Source organism: Photorhabdus thracensis (genome assembly GCF_001010285.1).
GTDB classification, from domain to species: domain Bacteria; phylum Pseudomonadota; class Gammaproteobacteria; order Enterobacterales; family Enterobacteriaceae; genus Photorhabdus; species Photorhabdus temperata.
Genome location: NZ_CP011104.1, coordinates 1,672,432 through 1,694,178 on the forward strand (window position 1 = coordinate 1,672,432; position 21,747 = coordinate 1,694,178).

35 protein-coding genes, 5 tRNA genes and 2 rRNA genes are annotated in these 21,747 nt (G+C 45.0%); 1 reads left to right on the plus strand and 41 read right to left on the minus strand.

Going from position 1 to position 21,747, the window contains the following annotated elements:
• Nucleotides 1–53: 53 nt before the first annotated feature.
• The 36 genes from zntR to VY86_RS06985 all read right to left on the minus strand — a co-directional run bounded on the left by zntR (nt 54) and on the right by VY86_RS06985 (nt 17,727).
• Nucleotides 54–470 carry a Zn(2+)-responsive transcriptional regulator gene (gene zntR, locus VY86_RS06820; protein ID WP_021322782.1) on the minus strand — a complete coding sequence of 139 codons (417 nt, stop codon included), beginning with the start codon at nt 468–470 and terminating at the stop codon, nt 54–56.
• A 133-nt stretch (nt 471–603) separates the two neighbouring features.
• Complete coding sequence (gene rplQ, locus VY86_RS06825; protein WP_021322783.1) at nt 604–996, minus strand: 50S ribosomal protein L17; 393 nt, start codon at nt 994–996, stop codon at nt 604–606.
• 40 nt (nt 997–1,036) lie between these two features.
• Nucleotides 1,037–2,026 (minus strand): DNA-directed RNA polymerase subunit alpha, encoded by a 990-nt coding sequence (locus VY86_RS06830; RefSeq protein WP_011148772.1) that lies wholly within the window; start codon nt 2,024–2,026, stop codon nt 1,037–1,039.
• A 25-nt stretch (nt 2,027–2,051) separates the two neighbouring features.
• Nucleotides 2,052–2,672, minus strand: a complete 621-nt coding sequence (gene rpsD, locus VY86_RS06835) for a 30S ribosomal protein S4 (protein ID WP_023043907.1) — start codon at nt 2,670–2,672, stop codon at nt 2,052–2,054.
• Between the two features lie 36 nt (nt 2,673–2,708).
• Entirely contained in the window at nt 2,709–3,098 is a 390-nt protein-coding gene (gene rpsK, locus VY86_RS06840) for a 30S ribosomal protein S11 (protein ID WP_002919257.1), read from the minus strand.
• 15 nt (nt 3,099–3,113) lie between these two features.
• Entirely contained in the window at nt 3,114–3,470 is a 357-nt protein-coding gene (gene rpsM / locus VY86_RS06845; RefSeq protein WP_011148774.1) for a 30S ribosomal protein S13, read from the minus strand.
• Nucleotides 3,471–3,615: 145 nt separating this feature from the next.
• Nucleotides 3,616–3,732 carry a 50S ribosomal protein L36 gene (gene rpmJ / locus VY86_RS23125; protein WP_002227352.1) on the minus strand — a complete coding sequence of 39 codons (117 nt, stop codon included), beginning with the start codon at nt 3,730–3,732 and terminating at the stop codon, nt 3,616–3,618.
• Between the two features lie 32 nt (nt 3,733–3,764).
• Nucleotides 3,765–5,096 (minus strand): preprotein translocase subunit SecY, encoded by a 1,332-nt coding sequence (gene secY, locus VY86_RS06850; protein ID WP_011148775.1) that lies wholly within the window; start codon nt 5,094–5,096, stop codon nt 3,765–3,767.
• A gap of 7 nt (nt 5,097–5,103) precedes the next feature.
• Nucleotides 5,104–5,538, minus strand: coding sequence for a 50S ribosomal protein L15 (gene rplO / locus VY86_RS06855; RefSeq protein WP_021322787.1), 435 nt, complete (start codon nt 5,536–5,538; stop codon nt 5,104–5,106).
• A gap of 3 nt (nt 5,539–5,541) precedes the next feature.
• Nucleotides 5,542–5,721 (minus strand): 50S ribosomal protein L30, encoded by a 180-nt coding sequence (gene rpmD, locus VY86_RS06860; RefSeq protein WP_011148777.1) that lies wholly within the window; start codon nt 5,719–5,721, stop codon nt 5,542–5,544.
• A gap of 5 nt (nt 5,722–5,726) precedes the next feature.
• Nucleotides 5,727–6,227 (minus strand): 30S ribosomal protein S5, encoded by a 501-nt coding sequence (rpsE, locus tag VY86_RS06865; RefSeq protein ID WP_021322788.1) that lies wholly within the window; start codon nt 6,225–6,227, stop codon nt 5,727–5,729.
• Nucleotides 6,228–6,241: 14 nt separating this feature from the next.
• Nucleotides 6,242–6,595 carry a 50S ribosomal protein L18 gene (rplR, locus tag VY86_RS06870; RefSeq protein WP_046974408.1) on the minus strand — a complete coding sequence of 118 codons (354 nt, stop codon included), beginning with the start codon at nt 6,593–6,595 and terminating at the stop codon, nt 6,242–6,244.
• 9 nt (nt 6,596–6,604) lie between these two features.
• Nucleotides 6,605–7,138, minus strand: coding sequence for a 50S ribosomal protein L6 (rplF, locus tag VY86_RS06875; RefSeq protein WP_046974409.1), 534 nt, complete (start codon nt 7,136–7,138; stop codon nt 6,605–6,607).
• A 14-nt stretch (nt 7,139–7,152) separates the two neighbouring features.
• Entirely contained in the window at nt 7,153–7,545 is a 393-nt protein-coding gene (gene rpsH / locus VY86_RS06880; protein WP_011148781.1) for a 30S ribosomal protein S8, read from the minus strand.
• Between the two features lie 33 nt (nt 7,546–7,578).
• Nucleotides 7,579–7,884, minus strand: coding sequence for a 30S ribosomal protein S14 (gene rpsN / locus VY86_RS06885; protein ID WP_021322791.1), 306 nt, complete (start codon nt 7,882–7,884; stop codon nt 7,579–7,581).
• A gap of 12 nt (nt 7,885–7,896) precedes the next feature.
• Nucleotides 7,897–8,436: a 50S ribosomal protein L5 gene (gene rplE, locus VY86_RS06890; protein ID WP_021322792.1), complete on the minus strand. Its 540-nt coding sequence runs from the start codon at nt 8,434–8,436 to the stop codon at nt 7,897–7,899.
• A gap of 14 nt (nt 8,437–8,450) precedes the next feature.
• Entirely contained in the window at nt 8,451–8,765 is a 315-nt protein-coding gene (gene rplX / locus VY86_RS06895; protein ID WP_046974410.1) for a 50S ribosomal protein L24, read from the minus strand.
• Between the two features lie 10 nt (nt 8,766–8,775).
• Entirely contained in the window at nt 8,776–9,147 is a 372-nt protein-coding gene (gene rplN / locus VY86_RS06900; protein WP_015836277.1) for a 50S ribosomal protein L14, read from the minus strand.
• Nucleotides 9,148–9,316: 169 nt separating this feature from the next.
• Entirely contained in the window at nt 9,317–9,571 is a 255-nt protein-coding gene (rpsQ, locus tag VY86_RS06905; RefSeq protein ID WP_011148786.1) for a 30S ribosomal protein S17, read from the minus strand.
• Nucleotides 9,571–9,762 (minus strand): 50S ribosomal protein L29, encoded by a 192-nt coding sequence (gene rpmC, locus VY86_RS06910; RefSeq protein WP_021322794.1) that lies wholly within the window; start codon nt 9,760–9,762, stop codon nt 9,571–9,573. Before rpmC ends, rpsQ begins: the two co-directional genes overlap by 1 nt.
• Nucleotides 9,762–10,172 (minus strand): 50S ribosomal protein L16, encoded by a 411-nt coding sequence (gene rplP, locus VY86_RS06915; RefSeq protein ID WP_012990491.1) that lies wholly within the window; start codon nt 10,170–10,172, stop codon nt 9,762–9,764. Before rplP ends, rpmC begins: the two co-directional genes overlap by 1 nt.
• 12 nt (nt 10,173–10,184) lie before the next feature.
• Nucleotides 10,185–10,886: a 30S ribosomal protein S3 gene (rpsC, locus tag VY86_RS06920; protein ID WP_015836279.1), complete on the minus strand. Its 702-nt coding sequence runs from the start codon at nt 10,884–10,886 to the stop codon at nt 10,185–10,187.
• A 17-nt stretch (nt 10,887–10,903) separates the two neighbouring features.
• Nucleotides 10,904–11,236 carry a 50S ribosomal protein L22 gene (gene rplV, locus VY86_RS06925; protein ID WP_046974411.1) on the minus strand — a complete coding sequence of 111 codons (333 nt, stop codon included), beginning with the start codon at nt 11,234–11,236 and terminating at the stop codon, nt 10,904–10,906.
• Nucleotides 11,237–11,250: 14 nt separating this feature from the next.
• Nucleotides 11,251–11,529 (minus strand): 30S ribosomal protein S19, encoded by a 279-nt coding sequence (gene rpsS / locus VY86_RS06930; RefSeq protein ID WP_011148791.1) that lies wholly within the window; start codon nt 11,527–11,529, stop codon nt 11,251–11,253.
• A 14-nt stretch (nt 11,530–11,543) separates the two neighbouring features.
• Nucleotides 11,544–12,368, minus strand: coding sequence for a 50S ribosomal protein L2 (gene rplB, locus VY86_RS06935; protein WP_021322795.1), 825 nt, complete (start codon nt 12,366–12,368; stop codon nt 11,544–11,546).
• A 19-nt stretch (nt 12,369–12,387) separates the two neighbouring features.
• Nucleotides 12,388–12,690 (minus strand): 50S ribosomal protein L23, encoded by a 303-nt coding sequence (gene rplW, locus VY86_RS06940; RefSeq protein ID WP_021322796.1) that lies wholly within the window; start codon nt 12,688–12,690, stop codon nt 12,388–12,390.
• Nucleotides 12,687–13,292, minus strand: coding sequence for a 50S ribosomal protein L4 (rplD, locus tag VY86_RS06945; protein WP_021322797.1), 606 nt, complete (start codon nt 13,290–13,292; stop codon nt 12,687–12,689). Before rplD ends, rplW begins: the two co-directional genes overlap by 4 nt.
• A gap of 16 nt (nt 13,293–13,308) precedes the next feature.
• Nucleotides 13,309–13,938 carry a 50S ribosomal protein L3 gene (gene rplC, locus VY86_RS06950; protein ID WP_046974412.1) on the minus strand — a complete coding sequence of 210 codons (630 nt, stop codon included), beginning with the start codon at nt 13,936–13,938 and terminating at the stop codon, nt 13,309–13,311.
• A gap of 32 nt (nt 13,939–13,970) precedes the next feature.
• The gene (gene rpsJ / locus VY86_RS06955) at nt 13,971–14,282 is read right to left on the minus strand and encodes a 30S ribosomal protein S10 (protein WP_001181005.1); all 312 of its coding nucleotides are present in this window, start codon (nt 14,280–14,282) and stop codon (nt 13,971–13,973) included.
• Between the two features lie 306 nt (nt 14,283–14,588).
• Nucleotides 14,589–15,065, minus strand: coding sequence for a bacterioferritin (gene bfr, locus VY86_RS06960; RefSeq protein WP_046974413.1), 477 nt, complete (start codon nt 15,063–15,065; stop codon nt 14,589–14,591).
• Nucleotides 15,066–15,142: 77 nt separating this feature from the next.
• Nucleotides 15,143–15,337: a bacterioferritin-associated ferredoxin gene (gene bfd, locus VY86_RS23130; RefSeq protein WP_071880992.1), complete on the minus strand. Its 195-nt coding sequence runs from the start codon at nt 15,335–15,337 to the stop codon at nt 15,143–15,145.
• A 658-nt stretch (nt 15,338–15,995) separates the two neighbouring features.
• A complete protein-coding gene (gene tuf / locus VY86_RS06965) occupies nt 15,996–17,180 on the minus strand; it encodes an elongation factor Tu (protein ID WP_046974414.1) in 1,185 nt (394 codons plus the stop codon).
• Between the two features lie 110 nt (nt 17,181–17,290).
• Nucleotides 17,291–17,366: transfer RNA gene (locus VY86_RS06970), tRNA-Thr, on the minus strand.
• 6 nt (nt 17,367–17,372) lie between these two features.
• Nucleotides 17,373–17,447: transfer RNA gene (locus VY86_RS06975), tRNA-Gly, on the minus strand.
• 103 nt (nt 17,448–17,550) lie between these two features.
• A tRNA-Tyr gene (locus tag VY86_RS06980) sits at nt 17,551–17,635 on the minus strand.
• Between the two features lie 16 nt (nt 17,636–17,651).
• A tRNA-Thr gene (locus VY86_RS06985) sits at nt 17,652–17,727 on the minus strand.
• 431 nt (nt 17,728–18,158) lie between these two features.
• Between VY86_RS06985 and coaA the strand changes: the two genes are divergently transcribed.
• A complete protein-coding gene (gene coaA, locus VY86_RS06990) occupies nt 18,159–19,109 on the plus strand; it encodes a type I pantothenate kinase (RefSeq protein WP_046974415.1) in 951 nt (316 codons plus the stop codon).
• A 43-nt stretch (nt 19,110–19,152) separates the two neighbouring features.
• Here the strand turns inward: coaA and birA are convergent, their stop codons facing one another.
• The 5 genes from birA to rrf (VY86_RS07015) all read right to left on the minus strand — a co-directional run bounded on the left by birA (nt 19,153) and on the right by rrf (VY86_RS07015) (nt 21,648).
• Nucleotides 19,153–20,112, minus strand: a complete 960-nt coding sequence (gene birA / locus VY86_RS06995; protein WP_046974416.1) for a bifunctional biotin--[acetyl-CoA-carboxylase] ligase/biotin operon repressor BirA — start codon at nt 20,110–20,112, stop codon at nt 19,153–19,155.
• Entirely contained in the window at nt 20,109–21,134 is a 1,026-nt protein-coding gene (gene murB, locus VY86_RS07000) for a UDP-N-acetylmuramate dehydrogenase (RefSeq protein WP_046974417.1), read from the minus strand. Before murB ends, birA begins: the two co-directional genes overlap by 4 nt.
• A gap of 139 nt (nt 21,135–21,273) precedes the next feature.
• Nucleotides 21,274–21,389 (minus strand): 5S ribosomal RNA (rrf, locus tag VY86_RS07005).
• 21 nt (nt 21,390–21,410) lie between these two features.
• Nucleotides 21,411–21,486 (minus strand) — tRNA-Thr (locus tag VY86_RS07010).
• 46 nt (nt 21,487–21,532) lie between these two features.
• A 5S ribosomal RNA gene (gene rrf / locus VY86_RS07015) occupies nt 21,533–21,648 on the minus strand.
• Between the last annotated feature and the right edge of the window lie 99 nt (nt 21,649–21,747).

Consider the following 21,747-nt stretch of genomic DNA (forward strand, 5'->3'; position numbering starts at 1 on the left):
CTAAAAACATAGCAATTGTACTCTCTGAATCATCCATAATAAAGAAAAATTACTTATTCCTTATTTGAAGCTCCTTGTTCTAAAGTTTCAAGAATAGAACAATAAGTACTTATGTGAGAGCTCCCACAGCAAGCATCACTTAACATCTTAAGTGAATCACGCATTTTTAGCATTTCAAGAAGTTTTTCTTCTACTTCCATCAACCTAGAATCTACAATTTGCTTCGACTCTTCACAAGTATGATGATCTGGATCTACACGAATAGACAATAATTCTGTGATAGCTTCCAATGTAAATCCCAGCTGCTTGGCATAACGTATAAACCGAAGGCGCTGTAGATCTTGCTCTGTATAAAGCCTATATCCCCCCTCGGTACGGTTCTGATGTTCCATCATTCCTTGTTTTTCATAGAAACGCACTGTATCAGGGGTTACATTCGCTAATTTAGCCAGTTGACCAATACGATACATCTTCATATCTCCTACAATAAACACGCTGTTTGAGATATCAGCATAGCAGGATGGAAAAAAATAAGTGAGAAATTCAGATATACAGATGTAAAAAAACCGGGATAAACCCGGTTCTTTTATATGCCCCTACAGATTACTCTGCAGTCGCAACTTCTGTTTGAGGCTCAACAGCACGGTCAACGAGCTCGATGTATGCCATCGGAGCATTGTCACCAGCACGGAAGCCACACTTAAGAATACGAGTGTAACCACCTGCGCGGCTCGCAAAGCGCGGGCCCAGCTCATTAAACAGTTTTGCCACAATTTCGTTATCACGAGTACGGGCGAATGCCAGACGACGATTAGCTACGCTGTCGGTCTTGGCAAGAGTAATCAGCGGCTCAACGACGCGACGCAGTTCTTTCGCTTTAGGCAGAGTCGTCTTGATGATTTCATGACGAACCAAGGAACCTGCCATGTTGCGGAACATAGCTTGGCGATGGCTGCTGTTGCGGTTCAATTGACGACCACTCTTACGATGGCGCATGACCTTATCCTTCTCAGTAAAACCTTAACCTGTGATCTAGTTATTCATCAGCAATACTTGCTGGTGGCCAGTTTTCCAAGCGCATGCCTAGAGATAAGCCACGTGAAGCCAGTACGTCTTTGATCTCTGTGAGAGATTTTTTACCCAGGTTAGGTGTCTTAAGCAACTCAACCTCGGTACGCTGTACCAAATCACCGATGTAGTGGATAGCTTCTGCCTTAAGACAGTTAGCAGAGCGGACAGTCAATTCCAGATCGTCAACAGGGCGCAGCAGGATCGGATCAAACTCTGGCTTCTCCTCTTTTACTTCTGGCTGACGTACATCACGTAAATCAACAAAAGCTTCCAGCTGTTCAGCCAAAATAGTAGCTGCACGGCGAATCGCCTCTTCAGGATCGATTGTACCGTTAGTTTCCATCTCGATAACCAACTTGTCCAAATCGGTACGTTGTTCTACACGCGCTGCTTCAACATTGTAGGCAATACGCTCTACTGGGCTATAACAAGCGTCTACTAACAAACGACCAATAGGGCGCTCATCTTCTTCCGAATGAATCCGGGCAGAAGCCGGCACATAACCCCGACCACGCTGAACTTTAATCCGCATGCTTATAGAAGCAGTTTCGTCAGTCAGGTGGCAGATTACATGTTGCGGCTTGACGATTTCGACATCTCCGTCATGGATAATGTCGGCTGCAGTCACAGGGCCAATGCCAGACTTATTCAAGGTAAGAATAACTTCATCTTTGCCCTGAACTCTTACCGCCAGCCCTTTCAGGTTGAGGAGAATCTCCAGGATATCTTCCTGTACACCTTCTTTGGTGCTGTACTCATGCAGTACACCATCAATCTCAACCTCAGTCACCGCACAACCCGGCATAGACGAAAGCAGAATACGGCGCAGTGCGTTGCCTAGAGTATGACCAAAGCCACGCTCTAAAGGCTCAAGGGTCACCTTGGCGTGCGTCGAACTGACTTGCTCGATATCAACCAGGCGCGGTTTTAGAAACTCTGTCACAGAACCCTGCATTGTGTCCTCTCTTTGGTGCTAAGCTTTACTTAGAGTAAAGCTCGACGATCAGGTGTTCGTTAATGTCAGCGGACAGATCGGTACGTTCTGGAGTACGTTTGAACACACCTTCCATCTTCGCAGCATCAACCTCCAACCAAGTTGGTTTCTCACGCTGCTCAGCCAGCTCTAAAGCCGCCTTGATACGAGACTGCTTTTTCGATTTTTCGCGAACGCTGACTACGTCATTCGGGGATACCTGATAAGAAGCGATGTTAACAACGCGACCATTTACCATGATAGCCTTATGGCTTACCATTTGGCGTGATTCAGCACGAGTCGCTCCAAACCCCATACGGTAAACAACGTTATCCAGACGACCTTCCAGCAAACTCAACAGGTTCTCACCTGTATTGCCTTTCAGACGAGTTGCTTCTTTATAATAATTACGGAATTGACGTTCTAGAACACCGTAAATACGGCGAACTTTTTGTTTTTCACGTAACTGTACACCGTAGTCAGACAGACGCGGTTTACGTGCGCCATGCTGTCCAGGTGGTTGTTCCAATTTACACTTGGTGTCAATCGCGCGAACGCCAGACTTCAGGAATAGGTCTGTACCCTCGCGACGGCTCAGCTTGAGCTTAGGACCCAAATATCTTGCCATTTTCTTTCTCCAACAAACCTAAAAAAGTAAACGCTATTAAACGCGACGTTTTTTAGGTGGACGACAACCGTTATGAGGGATTGGAGTCACATCAGTAATGTTAGTGATGCGGAAACCTGCCGCATTTAACGCTCGGATAGTTGACTCGCGGCCAGGACCAGGTCCTTTAACCATAACTTCCAGGTTCTTAATTCCGTATTCTTTCACTGCTTCAGCACAGCGCTCTGCTGCAACCTGAGCCGCAAACGGAGTAGATTTACGAGAACCACGGAAACCGGAACCACCCGCAGTTGCCCAACCCAGAGCATTACCCTGACGGTCAGTAATGGTCACGATGGTGTTGTTGAAAGAAGCATGGATATGAGCCACACCGTCAGAGACTTGCTTTCTTACACGCTTACGTGCACGAATAGGTGCTTTTGCCATTATACAATACCCCGATTATTTCTTGATCGGCTTACGTGGACCCTTACGGGTACGTGCATTGGTCTTCGTACGCTGACCGCGAACCGGTAGACCACGACGGTGACGTAAACCACGATAAGTACCAAGATCCATCAGACGTTTGATGCTCAGGGTTACTTCACGACGCAGATCACCTTCTACAACGTATTTGGCAACTTCGTCACGCAGCTTGTCAATTTGCTCTTCAGACAGCTCACTGATCTTAACATGTTCAGCAATACCCGCTGCAGCACAAATGGCTTGGGAGCGAGTTTTGCCGATTCCGTAGATCGATGTTAAAGCGATTACGGTATGCTTCTGATCAGGAATGTTAATGCCTGCTATACGGGCCACTATGCACTCCTACAATTATTTACGGCAACACTATTCTGAAAAGCCCGTTTTCAGGATACTCAAACAATGTTGCTGTGATATAAAAAGATTGGCTGGCTAATTTAGCCAGCTCAAACCGACTTTGCAAGAAAAATATGCTATTTTATCAGCCTTGGCGTTGTTTATGCTTAGGCTCTGCACTACAAATCACACGAACGACACCGTTACGCTTAACGATTTTGCAGTTGCGACATAATTTCTTGACGGAAGCACGAACTTTCATTTTTACTCTCCGTAACTTCTCAAGCAAACCAATCAGCGGTTATAACCTTTAAGGTTTGCCTTCTTCAATGCAGACTCATACTGACTTGACATCATCAGAGTTTGCACTTGAGCCATAAAGTCCATGATGACCACAACTACGATAAGTAGCGAAGTACCGCCAAAATAAAATGGTACCTTCATCGCGTCACGCATGAACTCCGGGATTAAGCAGATAAAAGTAATATACATCGCACCAACTAAAGTCAGGCGTGTCATTACCTTATCAATGTACTTGGCCGTTTGCTCTCCCGGACGAATCCCTGGTACAAATGCACCGGACTTCTTCAGGTTATCTGCTGTTTCTCTCGGGTTAAAAACCAACGCTGTATAAAAGAAACAGAAGAAGATGATTGCAGACGCGTAGAGTAACACATAAAGCGGTTGCCCAGGCTGCAAATACATTGAAATAGTAGTCAGCCAGTTCCAACCAGTTCCGCCCCCAAACCAAGAAGCTATGGTACCAGGGAACAGAATAATGCTGGAAGCGAAAATTGCAGGGATAACCCCAGCCATATTCACTTTCAACGGTAAATGTGTGCTCTGTGCAGCATAAACTCGGCGACCTTGTTGACGTTTCGCATAGTTAACAACGATACGTCGTTGACCACGTTCCATGAAAACAACGAAGAAAGTTACTGCAAACACTAATACTGCAACCAACAGCAACAGGAGGAAGTGCAGATCGCCTTGCCGAGCTTGCTCAATGGTATGGCCGATGGCCGGCGGCAAACCCGCAACAATACCAGCAAAGATTATGATAGAGATACCGTTGCCAATACCACGCTCAGTAATCTGTTCACCCAACCACATCAGGAACATAGTCCCAGTAACCAGGCTCACAACAGCCGTGAAGTAGAAAGCAAATCCTGGGTTAATCACCAGCCCTTGCATTCCTGGCATATTCGGCAAACCAGTAGCAATACCGATTGACTGGAATATAGCCAGCACTAAAGTACCATAGCGAGTATACTGGCTAATCTTACGACGACCAGCTTCCCCTTCCTTCTTAATCTCTGCCAACGTTGGGTGAACCACCGTCAACAACTGAATAATAATAGACGCAGAAATATACGGCATTATCCCCAGTGCAAAGATAGAAGCACGGCTTAAAGCACCACCAGAGAACATGTTAAACATTTCAATGATGGTGCCCCTTTGCTGTTCGAGCAATTTGGCAAGCACAGTGGCATCAATACCAGGGATAGGAATAAAAGAACCAATACGGAAAACAATCAGCGCTCCAATAACAAACAACAGTCTGCGTTTCAGCTCGCCCAGTCCACCTTTAGCGCTTTGAAAATCTAATCCTGGTTGTTTAGCCATCTGTTACTTATTCCTCAATTTTACCGCCAGCAGCTTCAATTGCCGCACGAGCGCCCTTAGTAACACGAAGGCCACGCACAGTTACTGCGCGATTGATTTCGCCAGAAAGCATAACTTTTGCGAATTCAATTTGAGTGCCAACGATATTAGCGGCTTTCAGTGCGTTCAGATCGATAACATCGCCTTCAACAGCGGCAAAATCAGACAGACGAACTTCTGCTGTAATCATTGCCTTACGTGAAGTGAAGCCAAATTTTGGCAAACGACGGTATAAAGGCATCTGACCACCTTCAAAACCGCGACGTACGCCACCGCCAGAACGAGATTTCTGACCTTTGTGACCACGGCCACCAGTTTTACCCAAGCCAGAACCAATACCACGACCTACACGTTTAGGCGCATGCTTGGCACCTTCAGCCGGAGACAGAGTATTTAAGCGCATCTGTTACTCCTCAACTTTAACCATATAGGAAACCAAGTTGATCATACCACGTATAGCAGGAGTATCTTCACGCTCTACTGTATGACCGATACGACGCAGACCTAAACCAACCAAAGTTGCCTTATGTTTAGGCAGGCGGCCGATTGAACTGCGAATTTGTGTTACTTTAATAGTCTTAGCCATGGCCATTACCCCAGAATTTCTTCGACGGATTTACCACGCTTAGCTGCGACCATTTCTGGAGACTTCATGCTGTCTAAAGCATCCAGAGTTGCACGAACCACATTAATAGGGTTAGTGGAACCATAGGTTTTAGCCAGTACGTTACGAACACCAGCCACTTCCAAAACAGCACGCATAGCACCGCCTGCGATGATACCAGTACCTTCGTGAGCAGGTTGCATGAACACACGGGAGCCGGTGTGTGTACCTTTCACTGGGTGATGCAGAGTGCCGCTGTTTAGTGCGACGGTTTTCATATTGCGACGGGCTTTTTCCATCGCTTTCTGGATTGCTGCCGGAACTTCGCGTGCTTTGCCGTAGCCAAAACCAACGCGACCATTACCATCACCTACAACAGTCAGTGCGGTAAAGCTGAAAATCCGGCCACCTTTTACGGTTTTAGATACGCGGTTTACCGCGATCAGCTTTTCCTGCAGTTCGCCAGCTTGTTTTTCGATGTGAGCCATCTTACACCTCTACCTTAGAACTGAAGGCCAGCTTCACGGGCAGCATCTGCCAGTGCCTGGACTCGACCATGATATTGGAAACCAGAACGGTCAAAGGATACATCTTTGATACCTTTCTCCAGTGCACGTTCAGCAATTGCTTTACCAACTACTGCTGCTGCTTCTTTATTTCCAGTGTATTTCAGTTGCTCATTGATAGCTTTTTCTGTAGTAGAAGCTGCCACCAAAGTTTCAGAACCGTTTGGTGCGATAACCTGCGCATAAATATGGCGTGGGGTACGATGTACCACCAGGCGAGTTGCACCCAGTTCCTGGAGCTTGCGGCGTGCGCGGGTCGCACGACGGATACGAGCTGCTTTCTTATCCATAGTGTTACCTTACTTCTTCTTAGCCTCTTTGATACGCACGACTTCGTCGGCGTAACGAACACCCTTACCTTTATAAGGCTCAGGACGACGATAGGCACGCAATTCTGCCGCAACCTGACCGATTACCTGCTTATCAGCACCTTTCAGTACGATTTCAGTTTGTGACGGACATTCTGCAGTAATGCCTACTGGCAATTCGTGGTCAACTGGATGCGAGAAGCCCAGAGACATGTTAACAACATTGCCTTTGACTGCTGCACGATAACCAACACCTACCAGTTGAAGCTTCTTAGTGAAGCCTTCGGTAACACCAATAACCATAGCATTTAGCAAAGAACGAGTCGTACCTGCCTGTGCCCAACCATCAACATAACCATCGCGTGGAGCGAAGGTTAGTTGGCTATCTGCATGTTTAACTTCAACTGCGCTGTGGATTGTACGACTCAGCTCGCCGTTTTTACCCTTAATCGAAATAACCTGACCGTTGAGTTTTACCTCTACGCCGGCAGGAATGACGACGGGTGCTTTTGCAACACGAGACATTCTTTCCTCCCGAATTAAGCTACGTAGCAGAGAATCTCGCCACCAAGACCTGCTTGGCGAGCTGCACGATCAGTCATTACACCTTTAGAGGTAGAAACAACAGCAATACCTAAACCAGCCATAACTTGTGGCAGCTCATCTTTTTTCTTATAGATGCGCAGACTTGGACGGCTTACACGCTGAATACTTTCTACGACAGCCTTACCCTGGAAGTACTTCAATACTAATTCCAGTTCTGGCTTGGTGTCGCCTTCAATTTTATAATCTTCAATATAACCTTCTTCCTTCAGCACTTTGGCAATTGCCACTTTCAGCTTGGAGGAAGGCATGGTGACCGCAACTTTATTCGCGGCCTGACCGTTACGGATACGGGTCAGCATATCCGCGATGGGATCTTGCATGCTCATCTGTCTTTACTCCCGTGATTCAATTGGTGACAATTACCAGCTAGCCTTCTTAAGGCCCGGAATTTCACCGCGCATAGCGGCTTCACGGACTTTAATACGGCTCAACCCAAACTTCCGCAAAAATCCATGCGGACGCCCAGTTTGGCGGCAGCGATTACGCTGACGAGAAGGGCTGGAATCACGTGGCAGTGTTTGCAGCTTAAGAACAGCATTCCAACGCTCTTCATCAGATGCATTCACATCAGAAATGATAGCTTTCAGTTCTACACGTTTAGTGAAGAATTTTTCAGCTAATTTCACACGTTTTACATCACGTGCTTTCATTGATTGCTTAGCCATGAATACCCTGCCTTACTTGCGGAACGGGAAGTTAAAAGCAGCCAACAGTGCGCGGCCTTCATCATCAGATTTCGCAGTTGTGGTGATAGTAATATCTAAGCCACGAACACGATCCACTTTATCGTAATCGATTTCAGGGAAGATGATTTGCTCACGTACACCCATGCTGTAATTGCCACGACCATCAAATGACTTAGCGGACAAGCCACGGAAGTCACGGATACGAGGTACAGCAATAGAAATCAGGCGCTCAAGAAACTCCCACATGCGTTCACCACGCAGGGTTACTTTACAGCCGATTGGATAGCCCTGACGGATTTTGAAGCCTGCAACTGATTTGCGTGCTTTGGTGATCAGTGGTTTTTGACCAGAGATTGCTGTTAGATCCGCTGCTGCATTATCCAGCAGTTTCTTATCAGCGATCGCTTCACCAACACCCATGTTCAGGGTGATCTTCTCGACCCGAGGGACTTGCATGACAGAATTGTAGTCAAACTGAGCCATCAGTTTTTGGACTACCTCGTCTTTGTAGTAATCATGCAGTTTCGCCATCGTATTACTCCAAATTACTTGATAGTTTCGCTATTAGATTTAAAGAAACGAACTTTTTTACCGTCTTCAAATCTAAAACCTACACGGTCAGCCTTGCTGGTTGCCACATTGAAGATTGCAACGTTTGAAACTTGAATTGCAGCTTCTTTTTCAACGATGCCACCTGGTTGATTCAGCGCCGGAACAGGCTTCTGATGTTTTTTAACCAAGTTAATACCTTCAACAATGACCTTCCCAGTAGGAAGAACCTGTTTTACTTTACCGCGCTTACCTTTATCTTTGCCAGTCAGCACGATAACTTCGTCATCACGACGGATTTTCGCTGCCATTGTCCGCTCCTTAGAGTACTTCTGGTGCCAGGGAGATAATTTTCATGAACTTTTCATTACGAAGTTCACGAGTTACCGGCCCAAAAATACGCGTACCGATAACTTGCTCACTCGTGTTGTTTAACAACACACAAGCATTGCCATCGAAGCGAATGACAGAACCGTCAGGGCGACGAACACCCTTCTTGGTGCGCACCACTACCGCTTTCAGGACATCACCTTTTTTCACTTTACCGCGAGGAATTGCTTCCTTGATGGTGATTTTGATGATGTCGCCGACATGTGCGTAGCGACGGTGCGAGCCACCCAGAACCTTGATACACATTACGCGACGTGCACCGGAGTTGTCGGCCACGTTCAGCATAGTCTGTTCTTGGATCATTTTAGTGCTCCGCTAAATGTCAACTACTACTGAGCCCACTTCATTATTATGAAGAGGCCGTTCAAATACCCCATACCATGAGGGCGCGGCATTATAACACCACATCTCAAATATGGATAGAAAAAATAAACGGCCCATAATCTGAGCCGTTTACTCTATTCGAGTCAGCTTACAGAATCGCTTTCTCTACAACGCGAACTAAGGTCCAAGATTTAGTTTTGGACAATGGACGGGTTTCGCGGATTTCCACTACATCACCGATTCCACATTCATTGTTCTCGTCATGTACGTGCAGTTTAGTCGTACGCTTGATGAACTTACCATACAGAGGATGTTTCACCTTACGTTCAATAGCAACAACAATAGATTTTTCCATCTTGTCACTAACAACACGACCTTGCAGAGTACGGATTTTATCGGTCATTACGCACCCGCCTTCTCAGTCAGTAAAGTCTTAACGCGTGCGATATCACGACGCACTTGTTTCAACAGATGAGACTGTTGTAGCTGGCCACTTGCTGCCTGCATACGCAGGTTAAATTGTTCACGCAGCAGGTTCAGCAGCTCAGTGTTCAGCTCTTCAACGCTTTTTTCGCGCAGCTCTTGTGCTTTCATTACATCACCGTCTTAGTTACAAAGGTGGTTTTGATAGGCAGTTTCGCTGCTGCCAGCTTGAATGCTTCACGAGCCAGCTCTTCAGGCACACCGTCCATTTCATAAAGGACTTTACCGGGCTGGATCAAGGCAACCCAATATTCTACGTTACCTTTACCTTTACCCATACGCACTTCGAGTGGCTTTTCAGTGATAGGTTTGTCTGGGAATACACGGATCCAGATTTTACCTTGACGTTTAATTGCACGGGTCATAGCACGACGTGCCGCTTCAATCTGACGTGCAGTCAGACGACCACGGCCCACAGCTTTCAGACCGAAAGTGCCGAAGCTAACATCCGCACCTGCTGCCAGGCCACGGTTACGGCCTTTATGCACTTTACGGAATTTCGTACGCTTTGGTTGTAACATCAGCGACTCTCCTTACTTGCGGCCTTTACGCTGCTGCTTTTTAGGTTGCGCAGCCGGTTTTTCCGCCTGTTCAACAGCAGCCATACCACCCAAGATCTCACCTTTGAAGATCCACACCTTAACGCCGAGTACACCATAAGTGGTGTGCGCTTCTGAAGTATTATAGTCGATGTCTGCACGCAGTGTGTGCAATGGTACACGACCTTCACGATACCATTCAGTACGCGCAATTTCAGCACCGCCCAAACGGCCACTGACTTCCACTTTAATGCCTTTAGCACCCAAACGCATTGCATTCTGAACTGCGCGCTTCATAGCACGGCGGAACATAACACGACGTTCCAGCTGCGAAGTGATACTATCAGCAACCAGTTTAGCGTCCAGCTCAGGCTTACGCACTTCAGAGATATTAATTTGCGCAGGCACACCAGCGATTTCCGCTACAGTTTTACGCAATTTTTCTACGTCTTCACCTTTCTTACCGATTACGATACCTGGGCGAGCAGTGTGAATAGTTACACGGATGCTTTTAGCAGGACGTTCAATAACAATGCGTGAAATAGACGCTTTTGCCAGTTCTTTGTTCAAGTACTGGCGCACTTTAAAATCGCTGTCCAGGTTGTCAGCGAATTCTTTGGTATTCGCATACCAGGTAGAGTTCCAAGGTTTGACGATACCTAGGCGAATACCATTAGGATGTACTTTCTGACCCATTGCTAGTCTCCAGAGTCTCAGCGATCGGACACAACCACAGTAATGTGGCTGCTGCGCTTCAGGATGCGATCTGCACGACCTTTCGCACGAGGCATAATGCGCTTCATGGTAGGGCCTTCGTCTACGAAAATCTTCGTGACTTTCAGATCATCAATGTCAGCACCATCGTTGTGTTCTGCATTAGCAATAGCAGACTCAAGTACCTTCTTCACTAAACCAGCAGCTTTCTTGTTGGTATAGGCCAAAGTTTCCAGAGCTTGCGACACTTTCTTACCGCGAATCAGGTCAGCTACAAGGCGAACCTTCTGAGCAGAAGAACGAGCGTGGCGATGTTTAGCGATAGTTTCCATCTCTTCCTCCTACCTTAGCGCTTTTTAGCCTTTTTATCGGCCGCATGGCCGCGATAAGTACGAGTCGGCGCAAATTCACCTAGTTTGTGACCAACCATTTCGTCGGAAACAAAAACTGGTACATGCTGACGACCATTATGGACAGCGATGGTCAAACCGATCATGTTAGGAAAGATCGTTGAACGACGGGACCAAGTCTTAATAGGCTTTTTGTCTCCGCTTTCCACCGCTTTCTCTACCTTCTTCAGCAAGTGCAGGTCAATAAATGGACCTTTCTTGAGAGAACGTGGCATGGCTTATCCTCTAATTATTTTTTAGTACGGCGACGTACAATGAACTGATCAGTACGTTTATTACTACGGGTCTTCTTACCTTTAGTTTGAACACCCCAAGGAGTTACAGGATGTTTACCAAAGTTACGACCTTCACCACCACCATGTGGGTGATCTACTGGGTTCATCGCCGTACCACGAACGGTAGGACGAATGCCACGCCAGCGACTTGCACCAGCTTTACCCAGAACGCGTAGCATATGCTCTGCGTTACCAACTTCACCTAAAGTAGCGCGGCAGTCAGACAGAACTTTACGCATTTCACCAGAACGCAAACGCAAGGTTACATAAGAACCATCACGAGCAACGATCTGAACATATGCACCAGCGGAACGAGCCAACTGACCGCCTTTACCCGGCTTCATCTCTACGTTGTGTACAGTAGAACCAACCGGGATATTACGCATTGGCAATGCATTACCAGCTTTGATAGCTGCATCAGCACCAGATTGGATCTGATCACCAGCTTTCAGGCCTTTAGGTGCAAGAATATAACGACGTTCACCGTCTTTATACAGAACCAGGGCGATGTTTGCTGAACGGTTTGGATCATATTCCAAACGCTCAACTACAGCAGGGATACCATCTTTGTTACGCTTGAAGTCAATCAAACGATAGTGCTGTTTGTGGCCACCACCGATGTGACGAGTGGTAATACGGCCATTGTTGTTACGACCACCGGTTTTGCTGCTTTTTTCCAGCAACGGAGCATAAGGTTTACCCTTATGCAGCTCAGGGTTAACCACTTTAACAACGTGGCGACGGCCCGGAGACGTAGGTTTACATTTAACAATTGCCATTGTTCTTTACTCCTCCGACTTACTCTGCACCACCGATGAAGTCCATATTCTGGCCTTCCTTCAGAGTGACATAAGCTTTTTTCCAGTCGCTACGACGACCAATACGCTGACCGTGGCGTTTAGTTTTGCCTTTAACCAGCAAAGTGTTAACACCTTCAACTTCGACTTCAAACAATTTCTGCACAGCAGCTTTAATTTCTGCTTTAGTCGCGTCTTTTGCAACTTTGAGAACGATGGTATTGCTTTTTTCCATCGCTGTAGAAGCTTTTTCAGATACGTGCGGCGCGCGCAGTACTTTTAGCAGACGTTCTTCACGGATCATGCCAGCATCTCCTCAACTTGCTTCACAGCGTCAGCAGTCATAACCACTTTATCGAAGGCGATCAAACTAACTGGATCGATACCAGCTGCATCACGAACGTCAACCTTGTACAGGTTGCGAGCTGCTAAGAACAAGTTCTCATCAACTTCACCAGTGATAATCAGCACATCTTCCAGAGCCATTTCTTTCAGTTTCTGAACCAGAAGCTTAGTTTTAGGCGCTTCTACAGAAAAACTCTCGACAACGATCAGACGATCTTGACGTACCAGTTCAGACAGGATGCTTTTCAGAGCACCGCGGTACATTTTCTTATTAACTTTTTGACTGTGGTCCTGTGGCTTAGCTGCGAAAGTTACACCACCAGAGCGCCAAATTGGGCTCTTAATAGAACCAGAGCGTGCACGACCAGTGCCTTTCTGACGCCATGGTTTTTTACCTGAACCAGAAACTTCAGCACGGGTTTTCTGAGCACGAGTACCTTGACGTGCACCAGCTGCGTAAGCAACAACTACTTGATGCACAAGCGCTTCATTGAAATCACGCCCGAAGGTAGTTTCGGAAACAGTCAGCGCGCCTTGCGCGTCTTTCATTACCAATTCCATTCCTATCTCCTCGACGTTACGCCTTGACAGCCGGTTTTACGATCAGGTTGCCACCAGTTGCACCTGGAACAGCACCTTTGACCAGCAGCAGGTTGCGCTCAGCGTCAACACGTACTACATCCAGGCTTTGAACGGTTACACGCTCATTACCCAGTTGGCCTGCCATTTTCTTGCCTTTAAATACCTTGCCCGGAGTTTGGTTCTGACCAATAGAACCCGGAACACGGTGAGACAAAGAGTTACCGTGGCTAGCATCTTGGGTACGGAAGTTCCAGCGCTTAACAGTGCCAGCAAAACCTTTACCTTTAGATGTACCAGTAACATCGACTTTCTTAACGTCAGCGAAAACTTCAACGCTAATACTTTGACCTACAGCATATTCTTCGTCTTCAGACAGACGGAATTCACGCAGGATACGGCCAGCTTCAACGCCAGCTTTAGCGAAATGACCTGCTTCAGGTTTGTTTACACGGTTAGCTTTTTTGCTACCAGTAGTAACCTGAATTGCACGATAACCGTCGCTATTCAGATCTTTAACCTGAGTAACACGGTTATCTTCAATTTCGATAACAGTTACAGGGATTGAAACGCCATCTTCAGTGAAGATACGAGTCATACCCACTTTTTTACCGACTAAACCAATCATTGTTTCAACCTCTCAATCGTTCAATGACCTGATTAACCCAGGCTGATCTGCACGTCTACACCGGCAGCCAGATCCAGACGCATCAGAGCATCAACGGTTTTCTCGGTTGGCTCAACGATGTCAACCAGACGCTTATGAGTGCGAATTTCGTACTGATCACGCGCATCTTTATTAACATGCGGAGAAATCAGAACGGTAAAACGCTCTTTACGAGTCGGCAGCGGGATCGGACCACGAACCTGCGCACCAGTGCGCTTAGCGGTCTCGACAATTTCCGCAGTTGATTGATCGATCAAACGATGATCAAATGCTTTCAGGCGGATACGGATTCTTTGGTTCTGCATGAGACCAGAGCTCCAACTATTTTATAAACGTAAATAATTACTCCTCGTACCCATTTCGATTGATGGGAGAGTGTAATCGTTCAATATATAACCCCCATATCGGGAGTATTTTTAAATGGCAGAAAAAACACTGCACATTTACTTACTGACTACAAATCAGACTTACTCAAAGTAAGTTCGCGTATTATACGTAAATCAATTAGCAAAGCAAGATACAGATGAAAATCTGTTCGGAGTGCAATAATGCGATAAAATGAGTACAAAATAAGATGCCCTAGCTTTAGTAGATAGGGCATTTTTCCAGGGCTATTCTCCTTCAAGGATCTGTGCCTGGGTATAATTTTGAATCCCCATGCGTTCAATTAATTCAAACTGAGTTTCCAACCAATCTATGTGCTCTTCTTCTTCATCTAAGATATCGATCATCAAATCACGGCTAACATAGTCATGAATCGAATCAGCATAAGCGATAGCTTCTCTCAAATCCTTAGTTCCTTGCAATTCGAGTTGCAAGTCGGATTTGAGCATTTCTTCAATATCTTCTCCGATGTTAAGTTTTCCTAAATCCTGCAAATTAGGAATTCCCTCAAGAAAAAGGATACGTTCAATGTACCTATCAGCATGTTTCATTTCATCGATAGATTCATGATATTCCTTATCATTAAGCCGGGTAAGGCCCCAGTTTTTGAACATCCGGGCGTGCAGAAAATACTGATTAATTGCAACAAGCTCATTTCCAAGAAGTTTGTTCAAATGAACAATTATTTTTATATCACCTTTCATAGCCTACTCCTCCGCTTCCAGTACTTAAAGTGTAGTACCTATTTAGCAGAGTAGTAGTAAACTTACCTTATTTTTTATCAAGCAACGTTATCTATCTTAGGCAGTTGTGCAATTTCCTCATTAATTAGCTCTCTAGCTTGGCGTATGCATTTACCACAATCACGGCCTACAGGCACAATACGTTTTAGTTCTCTGATAGAGTGAATATGATGCTGACGCACCGCGTTACGTATTGTTCTGTCACTCACCGCATTACATAGGCAAACATACATAAATAGCACTCTCTGGCACATATTATAGCTTATATTAAATAATAATGAGTATCATTTCAATAATCATTCGTATTTTAATTCTCTGATCCAGCTCTTCCAAATTTCCTTTCACCTTCATCAGATGGAAGTGGTTCACTCATCCTCATAATATTCTGATGGGCAAGTCTTTTATCACTACTGGTATCTTTATTAAACTTATCCCATCCTAAATAAAATTTAGCTAAACCAACCACATATTAAAGACACAGCAACTACACTATTTCCTATACCAACAACTTGTTCTAGAGCTGATGATTGGAAGGAAGGAGAGAGATCATTTGTTTTACGATATTGCAGGATTCACATGCTTAGTTGTATGGGAATGGACTTGGCATAAGAATAAACGTTAACATATTCAATAATGAATGGGTGATAAGTATAGATGTACCCAGAGCATCCTGGTAGCACAGGCGGATAATGCCTCCAAGGACAAACTACAAAGTGTCACAGTCAAAAACCAGAGACTAGAAGTACCCCAAGATGATTCATGTAGGCAATTCAAGGAAAAGATATATTTAAAGATATCAACCGACAGACACCTGATGTAGTACACCAGGTGTCTATTCTAAAGTAAACCGGAGTTCAAGCTTGTTCTAGGACTAAATATATGATCAAGCTATTAAGCAATGACTTTAGCAACAACACCAGCACCTACTGTACGGCCACCTTCACGGATTGCGAAGCGCAAACCCTGGTCCATCGCGATTGGTGCAATCAGGGTAACAACCATCTGAACGTTATCACCTGGCATCACCATTTCTACGCCTTCTGGCAGTTCGATAGTACCGGTCACGTCAGTTGTACGGAAGTAGAACTGTGGACGGTAGCCTTTGAAGAACGGAGTATGACGGCCGCCTTCGTCTTTGCTCAGAATATAAACTTCTGATTCGAAAGTGGTGTGTGGCTTGATTGAACCTGGTTTTGCCAGTACCTGACCACGTTCGATTTCGTCACGTTTAGTACCACGCAGCAGAACACCCACGTTCTCACCCGCACGGCCTTCGTCCAGCAGTTTACGGAACATTTCTACGCCGGTACAAGTTGTTTTCGCAGTATTTTTGATACCCACGATTTCAACTTCTTCACCCACTTTAACGATACCGCGCTCTACACGACCGGTAACGACAGTACCACGGCCTGAAATAGAGAATACGTCTTCAATTGGCAGCAAGAATGGCTGGTCAATAGCACGCTCTGGCTCTGGAATGTAGCTATCCAGGGCATCAGCCAGTTCAATGATTTTCGCTTCCCACTCTGCGTCACCTTCCAGTGCTTTCAGGGCAGAACCACGGATTACCGGCGTGTCGTCGCCTGGGAAATCGTACTGAGACAGCAGCTCACGCACTTCCATCTCAACCAGTTCCAGCAGCTCTTCGTCGTCTACCATGTCACATTTGTTCAGGAACACGATGATGTAAGGAACGCCTACCTGACGGCCTAACAGGATGTGCTCACGAGTCTGTGGCATTGGACCATCAGTTGCTGCAACTACCAGGATCGCGCCGTCCATCTGGGCAGCACCGGTGATCATGTTTTTCACGTAGTCGGCGTGGCCTGGGCAGTCAACGTGCGCATAGTGACGGCTTGGGGTATCGTATTCTACGTGAGAAGTAGAGATGGTGATACCACGCGCTTTTTCTTCCGGCGCGTTATCGATCTGGTCGAATGCACGAGCGTTACCACCGTAGGTTTTAGCCAGTACAGTAGTGATGGCAGCAGTCAGGGTAGTTTTACCATGGTCAACGTGGCCGATAGTACCAACGTTAACGTGCGGTTTTTTACGTTCAAACTTTTCTTTAGACATTAGATTGTCCCTCTAAGACACGGAATCGGTGGTTTCACCACATCAACCAAGCTGTTGCTTGTTGAATATTGCTTACAGGACGAAAATCAGGAGACAAGGACATAAGGAAGTGGTGCTGATAGGCAGATTCGAACTGCCGACCTCACCCTTACCAAGGGTGTGCTCTACCAACTGAGCTATATCAGCACATCTTGGAGCGGGCAGCGGGAATCGAACCCGCATCATCAGCTTGGAAGGCTGAGGTAATAGCCATTATACGATGCCCGCATTGAACTCGGCTACCTGACTTTAATCAGCTGTACATGTATCTCAATGTGCTTCGCTTGGAGTAACTACTCGAGCAGAACACTCAAGACTAAATCTGATTGTTTGGTGGTGGGGGAAGGATTCGAACCTTCGAAGTCTGTGACGGCAGATTTACAGTCTGCTCCCTTTGGCCGCTCGGGAACCCCACCCTATCCAAATTTTTAATGGTGCCGGCACCAAGAGTCGAACTCGGGACCTACTGATTACAAGTCAGTTGCTCTACCAACTGAGCTATGCCGGCATCAAGTGCTGCGCATTCTAGGCAGTGTGAACACTCTATGCAACAAAAAAATTGCCTCAACCTGATCATTCGGTCATAAAACGCTCATTCTTATCTAATCAGCTGCTTTTTTCAATAGATTCAGATCAAATAACAAACAAAAAATTATCTATAACTATTAAGGAACTGATTATAATCCTCTATAAAACTCGATAAATTACTTCATTTGCCGTCAGTCAAATTTCCATTATTAAACAAACAACCTAAGCTGGCAGTAAATAAAACAACTCAATTTTTTACAATTCTGCATTTCTTATCAAAAAAAACCGCCAAAAATACAAAAAAGCCTACGCCTGTTGCTCCTCAGTCGATATGATGCAATTTATTTTTTGTCGGGTACAGGTTGTTTATTACAACCTGTTCAACCTGCACAAACAGGCAGATGTTGGTTTATGAATAAAAAAGAACCTTTTTTGGCTACTCCATATTTGCAATTCAATCGTGAACAATGGGCAACCTTACGTGATTCAGTTCCACTGACATTAACAAAAGAAGAATTAATTGATTTAAAAGGGATCAATGAAGAAATTTCTTTAGAAGAAGTTGTTGAGATTTACCTTCCTTTATCTCGTTTACTTAATTTTTACATCAGCTCAAATTTACGTCGCCAAGCAGTGCTCGAACAATTCCTAGGCACTGATGGACAAAAGGTCCCTTATGTCATAGGCATTGCTGGCAGTGTTGCTGTTGGCAAAAGTACTACTGCACGTCTATTACAAGCACTGCTGAGTCGTTGGCCTGAACACAGAAGTGTAGAATTAATTACTACAGATGGCTTTCTACATTCTAACAGCGTGCTAAATGAACGTGGATTGATGAAAAAGAAAGGGTTCCCACAATCATATGATATGCATAGCCTAGTAAAATTTGTATCTGATATTAAATCAGGCTCCAAACAAGTATCTGCGCCAGTTTACTCTCACCTTACCTATGATATCGTACCAAATGAACAAAAGTTCATTGAACAACCAGATATTTTGATTCTGGAAGGTCTGAATGTATTACAAAGCGGTATGGATTATCCCCATGACCCGCACCATGTATTTGTCTCTGATTTTGTCGACTTCTCTATCTACGTCGATGCACCAGAAAAATTACTCCAAAGTTGGTATATCAGTCGGTTCCTAAAATTTCGTCAGGGCGCCTTTTCAGATCCAGATTCTTATTTCCACAGTTATTCCAAGTTATCAGAAGAAGAGGCCATAAACATTGCATCTGATATCTGGCAAGAGATCAATGGCTTAAACTTGCAACAAAATATTCTACCAACGCGAGAACGAGCAAGCCTAATCATGACAAAAGGCACGAATCACACTATTGAAAGCGTAAGGTTACGTAAGTAAAAATAGTTTCCGAACCCGGAAGATATCTCTCTTCCGGTTGTTCTTAACAACCTCTCAAAGAAATCTCACCACCGATATATGGCGTGATTACACCATTCTGATCAAGTAACAAAGCACCTTGCTGATTAATACCTCTCGCTATGCCATAAACTTCCTGACTACCAAGAATTAATTTTACTGGCCTATCCATAAAATTATCTAACTCAAACCACCGGGAGATAAATGAAGACAAACCTTCATTTTCAAACTGCATCAGAGCTTTCCTCAGATCAAGTATTATTTCTACAGCCAATTTATTACGATCAATTTCAATTCCAGCCTGCTGCAAATTAACCCATTGCTGATTAATAGATTCTTCGTCCTTATGATCCATCGCAATATTTATACCTGCACCGATCACAACCTGAGCAGCATCACCCGTTTTTCCCATTAATTCGACTAAAATTCCTGCTAACTTCTTGTCATCAAGATATAAATCATTTGGCCATTTTACCCTAATTCTATCAGCGCCAAATCGATGCAATACTTCAGCAATAACAATACCGACAACCAGACTCAATCCGATTGCCGCAGCTGGTCCTTGTTCAAGACGCCAATACATAGATAAGTAAAGATTCTTACCAAAGGGCGAAATCCATTTCCGTCCACGCCTCCCTCTGCCAGCATACTGGTATTCTGCAACACAGGCATCCCCTGACTTTAACTCAGATAAACGTTCAAGTAGATACTGATTAGTCGAATCAATAACTGGCAAAACAGCTATACGATCCTGAGGTAAATATTGCAAAATAGTGCATTCATCAAGTAGCTGCATAGGTGACATGAGGCTATAACCTTTGCCAGGAGCAGTTTCCAGTTCAATTCCCCATTCACGAATTGTCTGTATATGCTTATTAATTCCAGCCCTACTCATCCCTAAATCTTGCCCCAGTTGTTGGCCAGAATGGACTTCACCATCAGACAAAATTTTAATCAATTGTAATGGTACAGTTATATCTTTCATGAAATACATTCCACAGCATCAATTTCGCCTTTAGAACCAATAAAACGCACCTCAGGTTCAAGTAATACACCAAACTTACTTATCACTTGCTGGCGAATATAGGCAGCCAATGCGATTATATCCTTACCTGTCGCATTTCCCTGATTTATCAATACTAGAGCTTGCCTAAGATGCACAGATGCACCACCGATGCGATAACCTTTTAAATTACACCGTTCAATGAGCCAACCTGCCGCTAATTTGAACATCCCATTAGCATGAGGATACTGGGGGCTATCAGGGTAACTTTCTTTAATTTTTACCGCAACTTCCGCACTGACAATTGGATTTTTAAAGAAACTACCTGCGTTTCCTGTTATTGCAGGATCAGGTAATTTACTGGTGCGCATTGTACATACTGAATCAAAGATCTGCTGAGGAGTTACACTACCTCTCGACAACCTAGTCAAATCACCATAACTCAACATCGGCTGCCAATTCTTCTTCAACAGTAAGCCTACAGAGATAATAAAATAACTTTCTTGATATTTATGCTTGAAAACACTATCTCGATACCCAAACTGACATTCATCAACACTAAGACGCGTTTGTTCTCCAGTTTCCAGATTCAGGACATCTACGTACTCACATACATCTCTAAATTCAATACCATATGCGCCAATATTTTGAATCGGTGCCGCACCAGCGCAACCTGGAATTAACGCCAGATTCTCTAACCCATAAATCTGATTTTTAAGAGAATAACAGACTAACTCGTGCCAATTTTCTCCCGCTCCTACATGTAGACGCCATGATTCATCAGTTTCCTGGTATTGAATCCCCATGATTCTATTCAGAATCACAGTTCCTTCAAAATCTTCAGTAAATAAAACATTACTACCCCCACCAAGCAGCAGTACAGGTTGTTTTTGGCTTTTGGCTTTCTGCCATAAAGCTAATAAAGATTCAGCAGATTCAGCTATATCTAAACATTTAGCATGGGCTGATAACCCAAAAGTATTAAACTCTTTAAGGGAAAGCATTTACTCAATACTCAATAAAGCTATTTAATAAGTAGTTTATCAGCCTATAGACATGGAAAACAGTTGGAAAACGAAGTTAGTTTTTTCGCTAAATGCAAAAAGGCCACCCTTTTGGGTGACCTTTTTGTCTTAAAACAAAGTCTGGCAGTTCCCTACTCTCACATGGGGAGACCCCACACTACCATCGGCGCTACGGCGTTTCACTGCTGAATTCGGCATGGGATCAGGTGGGACCACCGCGCTATCGCCGCCAGACAAATTCTTTATATATTATCATGGTGCTGATACCCAGATTCGAACTGGGGACCTCACCCTTACCAAGGGTGTGCTCTACCAACTGAGCCATATCAGCAATAGTGGCTCGCAGTCAATATTAACGCAAACCCAAAAAAATTAAAGCCTGGCAGTTCCCTACTCTCACATGGGGAGACCCCACACTACCATCGGCGCTACGGCGTTTCACTGCTGAGTTCGGCATGGGGTCAGGTGGGACCACCGCGCTATCCCCGCCAGGCAAATTCATTTCATCCCGACCGTTATGCTCGCCCCCGTTTCCCCGGGCCGCACAACCATCAGAACCAATCTGTTCAACAAGCTGAATCTCTCTCTCATC

Excerpts from the sequence above, each read along its gene's own strand:
- zntR (WP_021322782.1), bottom strand. The coding sequence starts at position 470 with ATGTATCGTATTGGTCAACTGGCTAAATTAGCGAATGTAACCCCTGAT.
- rplQ (WP_021322783.1), bottom strand. The coding sequence starts at position 996 with ATGCGCCATCGTAAGAGTGGTCGTCAATTGAACCGCAACAGCAGCCAT.
- VY86_RS06830 (WP_011148772.1), bottom strand. The coding sequence starts at position 2,026 with ATGCAGGGTTCTGTGACAGAGTTTCTAAAACCGCGCCTGGTTGATATC.
- rpsD (WP_023043907.1), bottom strand. The coding sequence starts at position 2,672 with ATGGCAAGATATTTGGGTCCTAAGCTCAAGCTGAGCCGTCGCGAGGGT.
- rpsK (WP_002919257.1), bottom strand. The coding sequence starts at position 3,098 with ATGGCAAAAGCACCTATTCGTGCACGTAAGCGTGTAAGAAAGCAAGTC.
- rpmJ (WP_002227352.1), bottom strand. The coding sequence starts at position 3,732 with ATGAAAGTTCGTGCTTCCGTCAAGAAATTATGTCGCAACTGCAAAATC.
- secY (WP_011148775.1), bottom strand. The coding sequence starts at position 5,096 with ATGGCTAAACAACCAGGATTAGATTTTCAAAGCGCTAAAGGTGGACTG.
- rplO (WP_021322787.1), bottom strand. The coding sequence starts at position 5,538 with ATGCGCTTAAATACTCTGTCTCCGGCTGAAGGTGCCAAGCATGCGCCT.
- rpmD (WP_011148777.1), bottom strand. The coding sequence starts at position 5,721 with ATGGCTAAGACTATTAAAGTAACACAAATTCGCAGTTCAATCGGCCGC.
- rpsE (WP_021322788.1), bottom strand. The coding sequence starts at position 6,227 with ATGGCTCACATCGAAAAACAAGCTGGCGAACTGCAGGAAAAGCTGATC.
- rplR (WP_046974408.1), bottom strand. The coding sequence starts at position 6,595 with ATGGATAAGAAAGCAGCTCGTATCCGTCGTGCGACCCGCGCACGCCGC.
- rplF (WP_046974409.1), bottom strand. The coding sequence starts at position 7,138 with ATGTCTCGTGTTGCAAAAGCACCCGTCGTCATTCCTGCCGGCGTAGAG.
- rpsH (WP_011148781.1), bottom strand. The coding sequence starts at position 7,545 with ATGAGCATGCAAGATCCCATCGCGGATATGCTGACCCGTATCCGTAAC.
- rpsN (WP_021322791.1), bottom strand. The coding sequence starts at position 7,884 with ATGGCTAAGCAATCAATGAAAGCACGTGATGTAAAACGTGTGAAATTA.
- rplE (WP_021322792.1), bottom strand. The coding sequence starts at position 8,436 with ATGGCGAAACTGCATGATTACTACAAAGACGAGGTAGTCCAAAAACTG.
- rplX (WP_046974410.1), bottom strand. The coding sequence starts at position 8,765 with ATGGCAGCGAAAATCCGTCGTGATGACGAAGTTATCGTGCTGACTGGC.
- rplN (WP_015836277.1), bottom strand. The coding sequence starts at position 9,147 with ATGATCCAAGAACAGACTATGCTGAACGTGGCCGACAACTCCGGTGCA.
- rpsQ (WP_011148786.1), bottom strand. The coding sequence starts at position 9,571 with ATGACCGATAAAATCCGTACTCTGCAAGGTCGTGTTGTTAGTGACAAG.
- rpmC (WP_021322794.1), bottom strand. The coding sequence starts at position 9,762 with ATGAAAGCACAAGAGCTGCGCGAAAAAAGCGTTGAAGAGCTGAACACT.
- rplP (WP_012990491.1), bottom strand. The coding sequence starts at position 10,172 with ATGTTACAACCAAAGCGTACGAAATTCCGTAAAGTGCATAAAGGCCGT.
- rpsC (WP_015836279.1), bottom strand. The coding sequence starts at position 10,886 with ATGGGTCAGAAAGTACATCCTAATGGTATTCGCCTAGGTATCGTCAAA.
- rplV (WP_046974411.1), bottom strand. The coding sequence starts at position 11,236 with ATGGAAACTATCGCTAAACATCGCCACGCTCGTTCTTCTGCTCAGAAG.
- rpsS (WP_011148791.1), bottom strand. The coding sequence starts at position 11,529 with ATGCCACGTTCTCTCAAGAAAGGTCCATTTATTGACCTGCACTTGCTG.
- rplB (WP_021322795.1), bottom strand. The coding sequence starts at position 12,368 with ATGGCAATTGTTAAATGTAAACCTACGTCTCCGGGCCGTCGCCACGTT.
- rplW (WP_021322796.1), bottom strand. The coding sequence starts at position 12,690 with ATGATCCGTGAAGAACGTCTGCTAAAAGTACTGCGCGCGCCGCACGTA.
- rplD (WP_021322797.1), bottom strand. The coding sequence starts at position 13,292 with ATGGAATTGGTAATGAAAGACGCGCAAGGCGCGCTGACTGTTTCCGAA.
- rplC (WP_046974412.1), bottom strand. The coding sequence starts at position 13,938 with ATGATTGGTTTAGTCGGTAAAAAAGTGGGTATGACTCGTATCTTCACT.
- rpsJ (WP_001181005.1), bottom strand. The coding sequence starts at position 14,282 with ATGCAGAACCAAAGAATCCGTATCCGCCTGAAAGCATTTGATCATCGT.
- bfr (WP_046974413.1), bottom strand. The coding sequence starts at position 15,065 with ATGAAAGGTGATATAAAAATAATTGTTCATTTGAACAAACTTCTTGGA.
- bfd (WP_071880992.1), bottom strand. The coding sequence starts at position 15,337 with ATGTATGTTTGCCTATGTAATGCGGTGAGTGACAGAACAATACGTAAC.
- tuf (WP_046974414.1), bottom strand. The coding sequence starts at position 17,180 with ATGTCTAAAGAAAAGTTTGAACGTAAAAAACCGCACGTTAACGTTGGT.
- coaA (WP_046974415.1), top strand. The coding sequence starts at position 18,159 with ATGAATAAAAAAGAACCTTTTTTGGCTACTCCATATTTGCAATTCAAT.
- birA (WP_046974416.1), bottom strand. The coding sequence starts at position 20,112 with ATGAAAGATATAACTGTACCATTACAATTGATTAAAATTTTGTCTGAT.
- murB (WP_046974417.1), bottom strand. The coding sequence starts at position 21,134 with ATGCTTTCCCTTAAAGAGTTTAATACTTTTGGGTTATCAGCCCATGCT.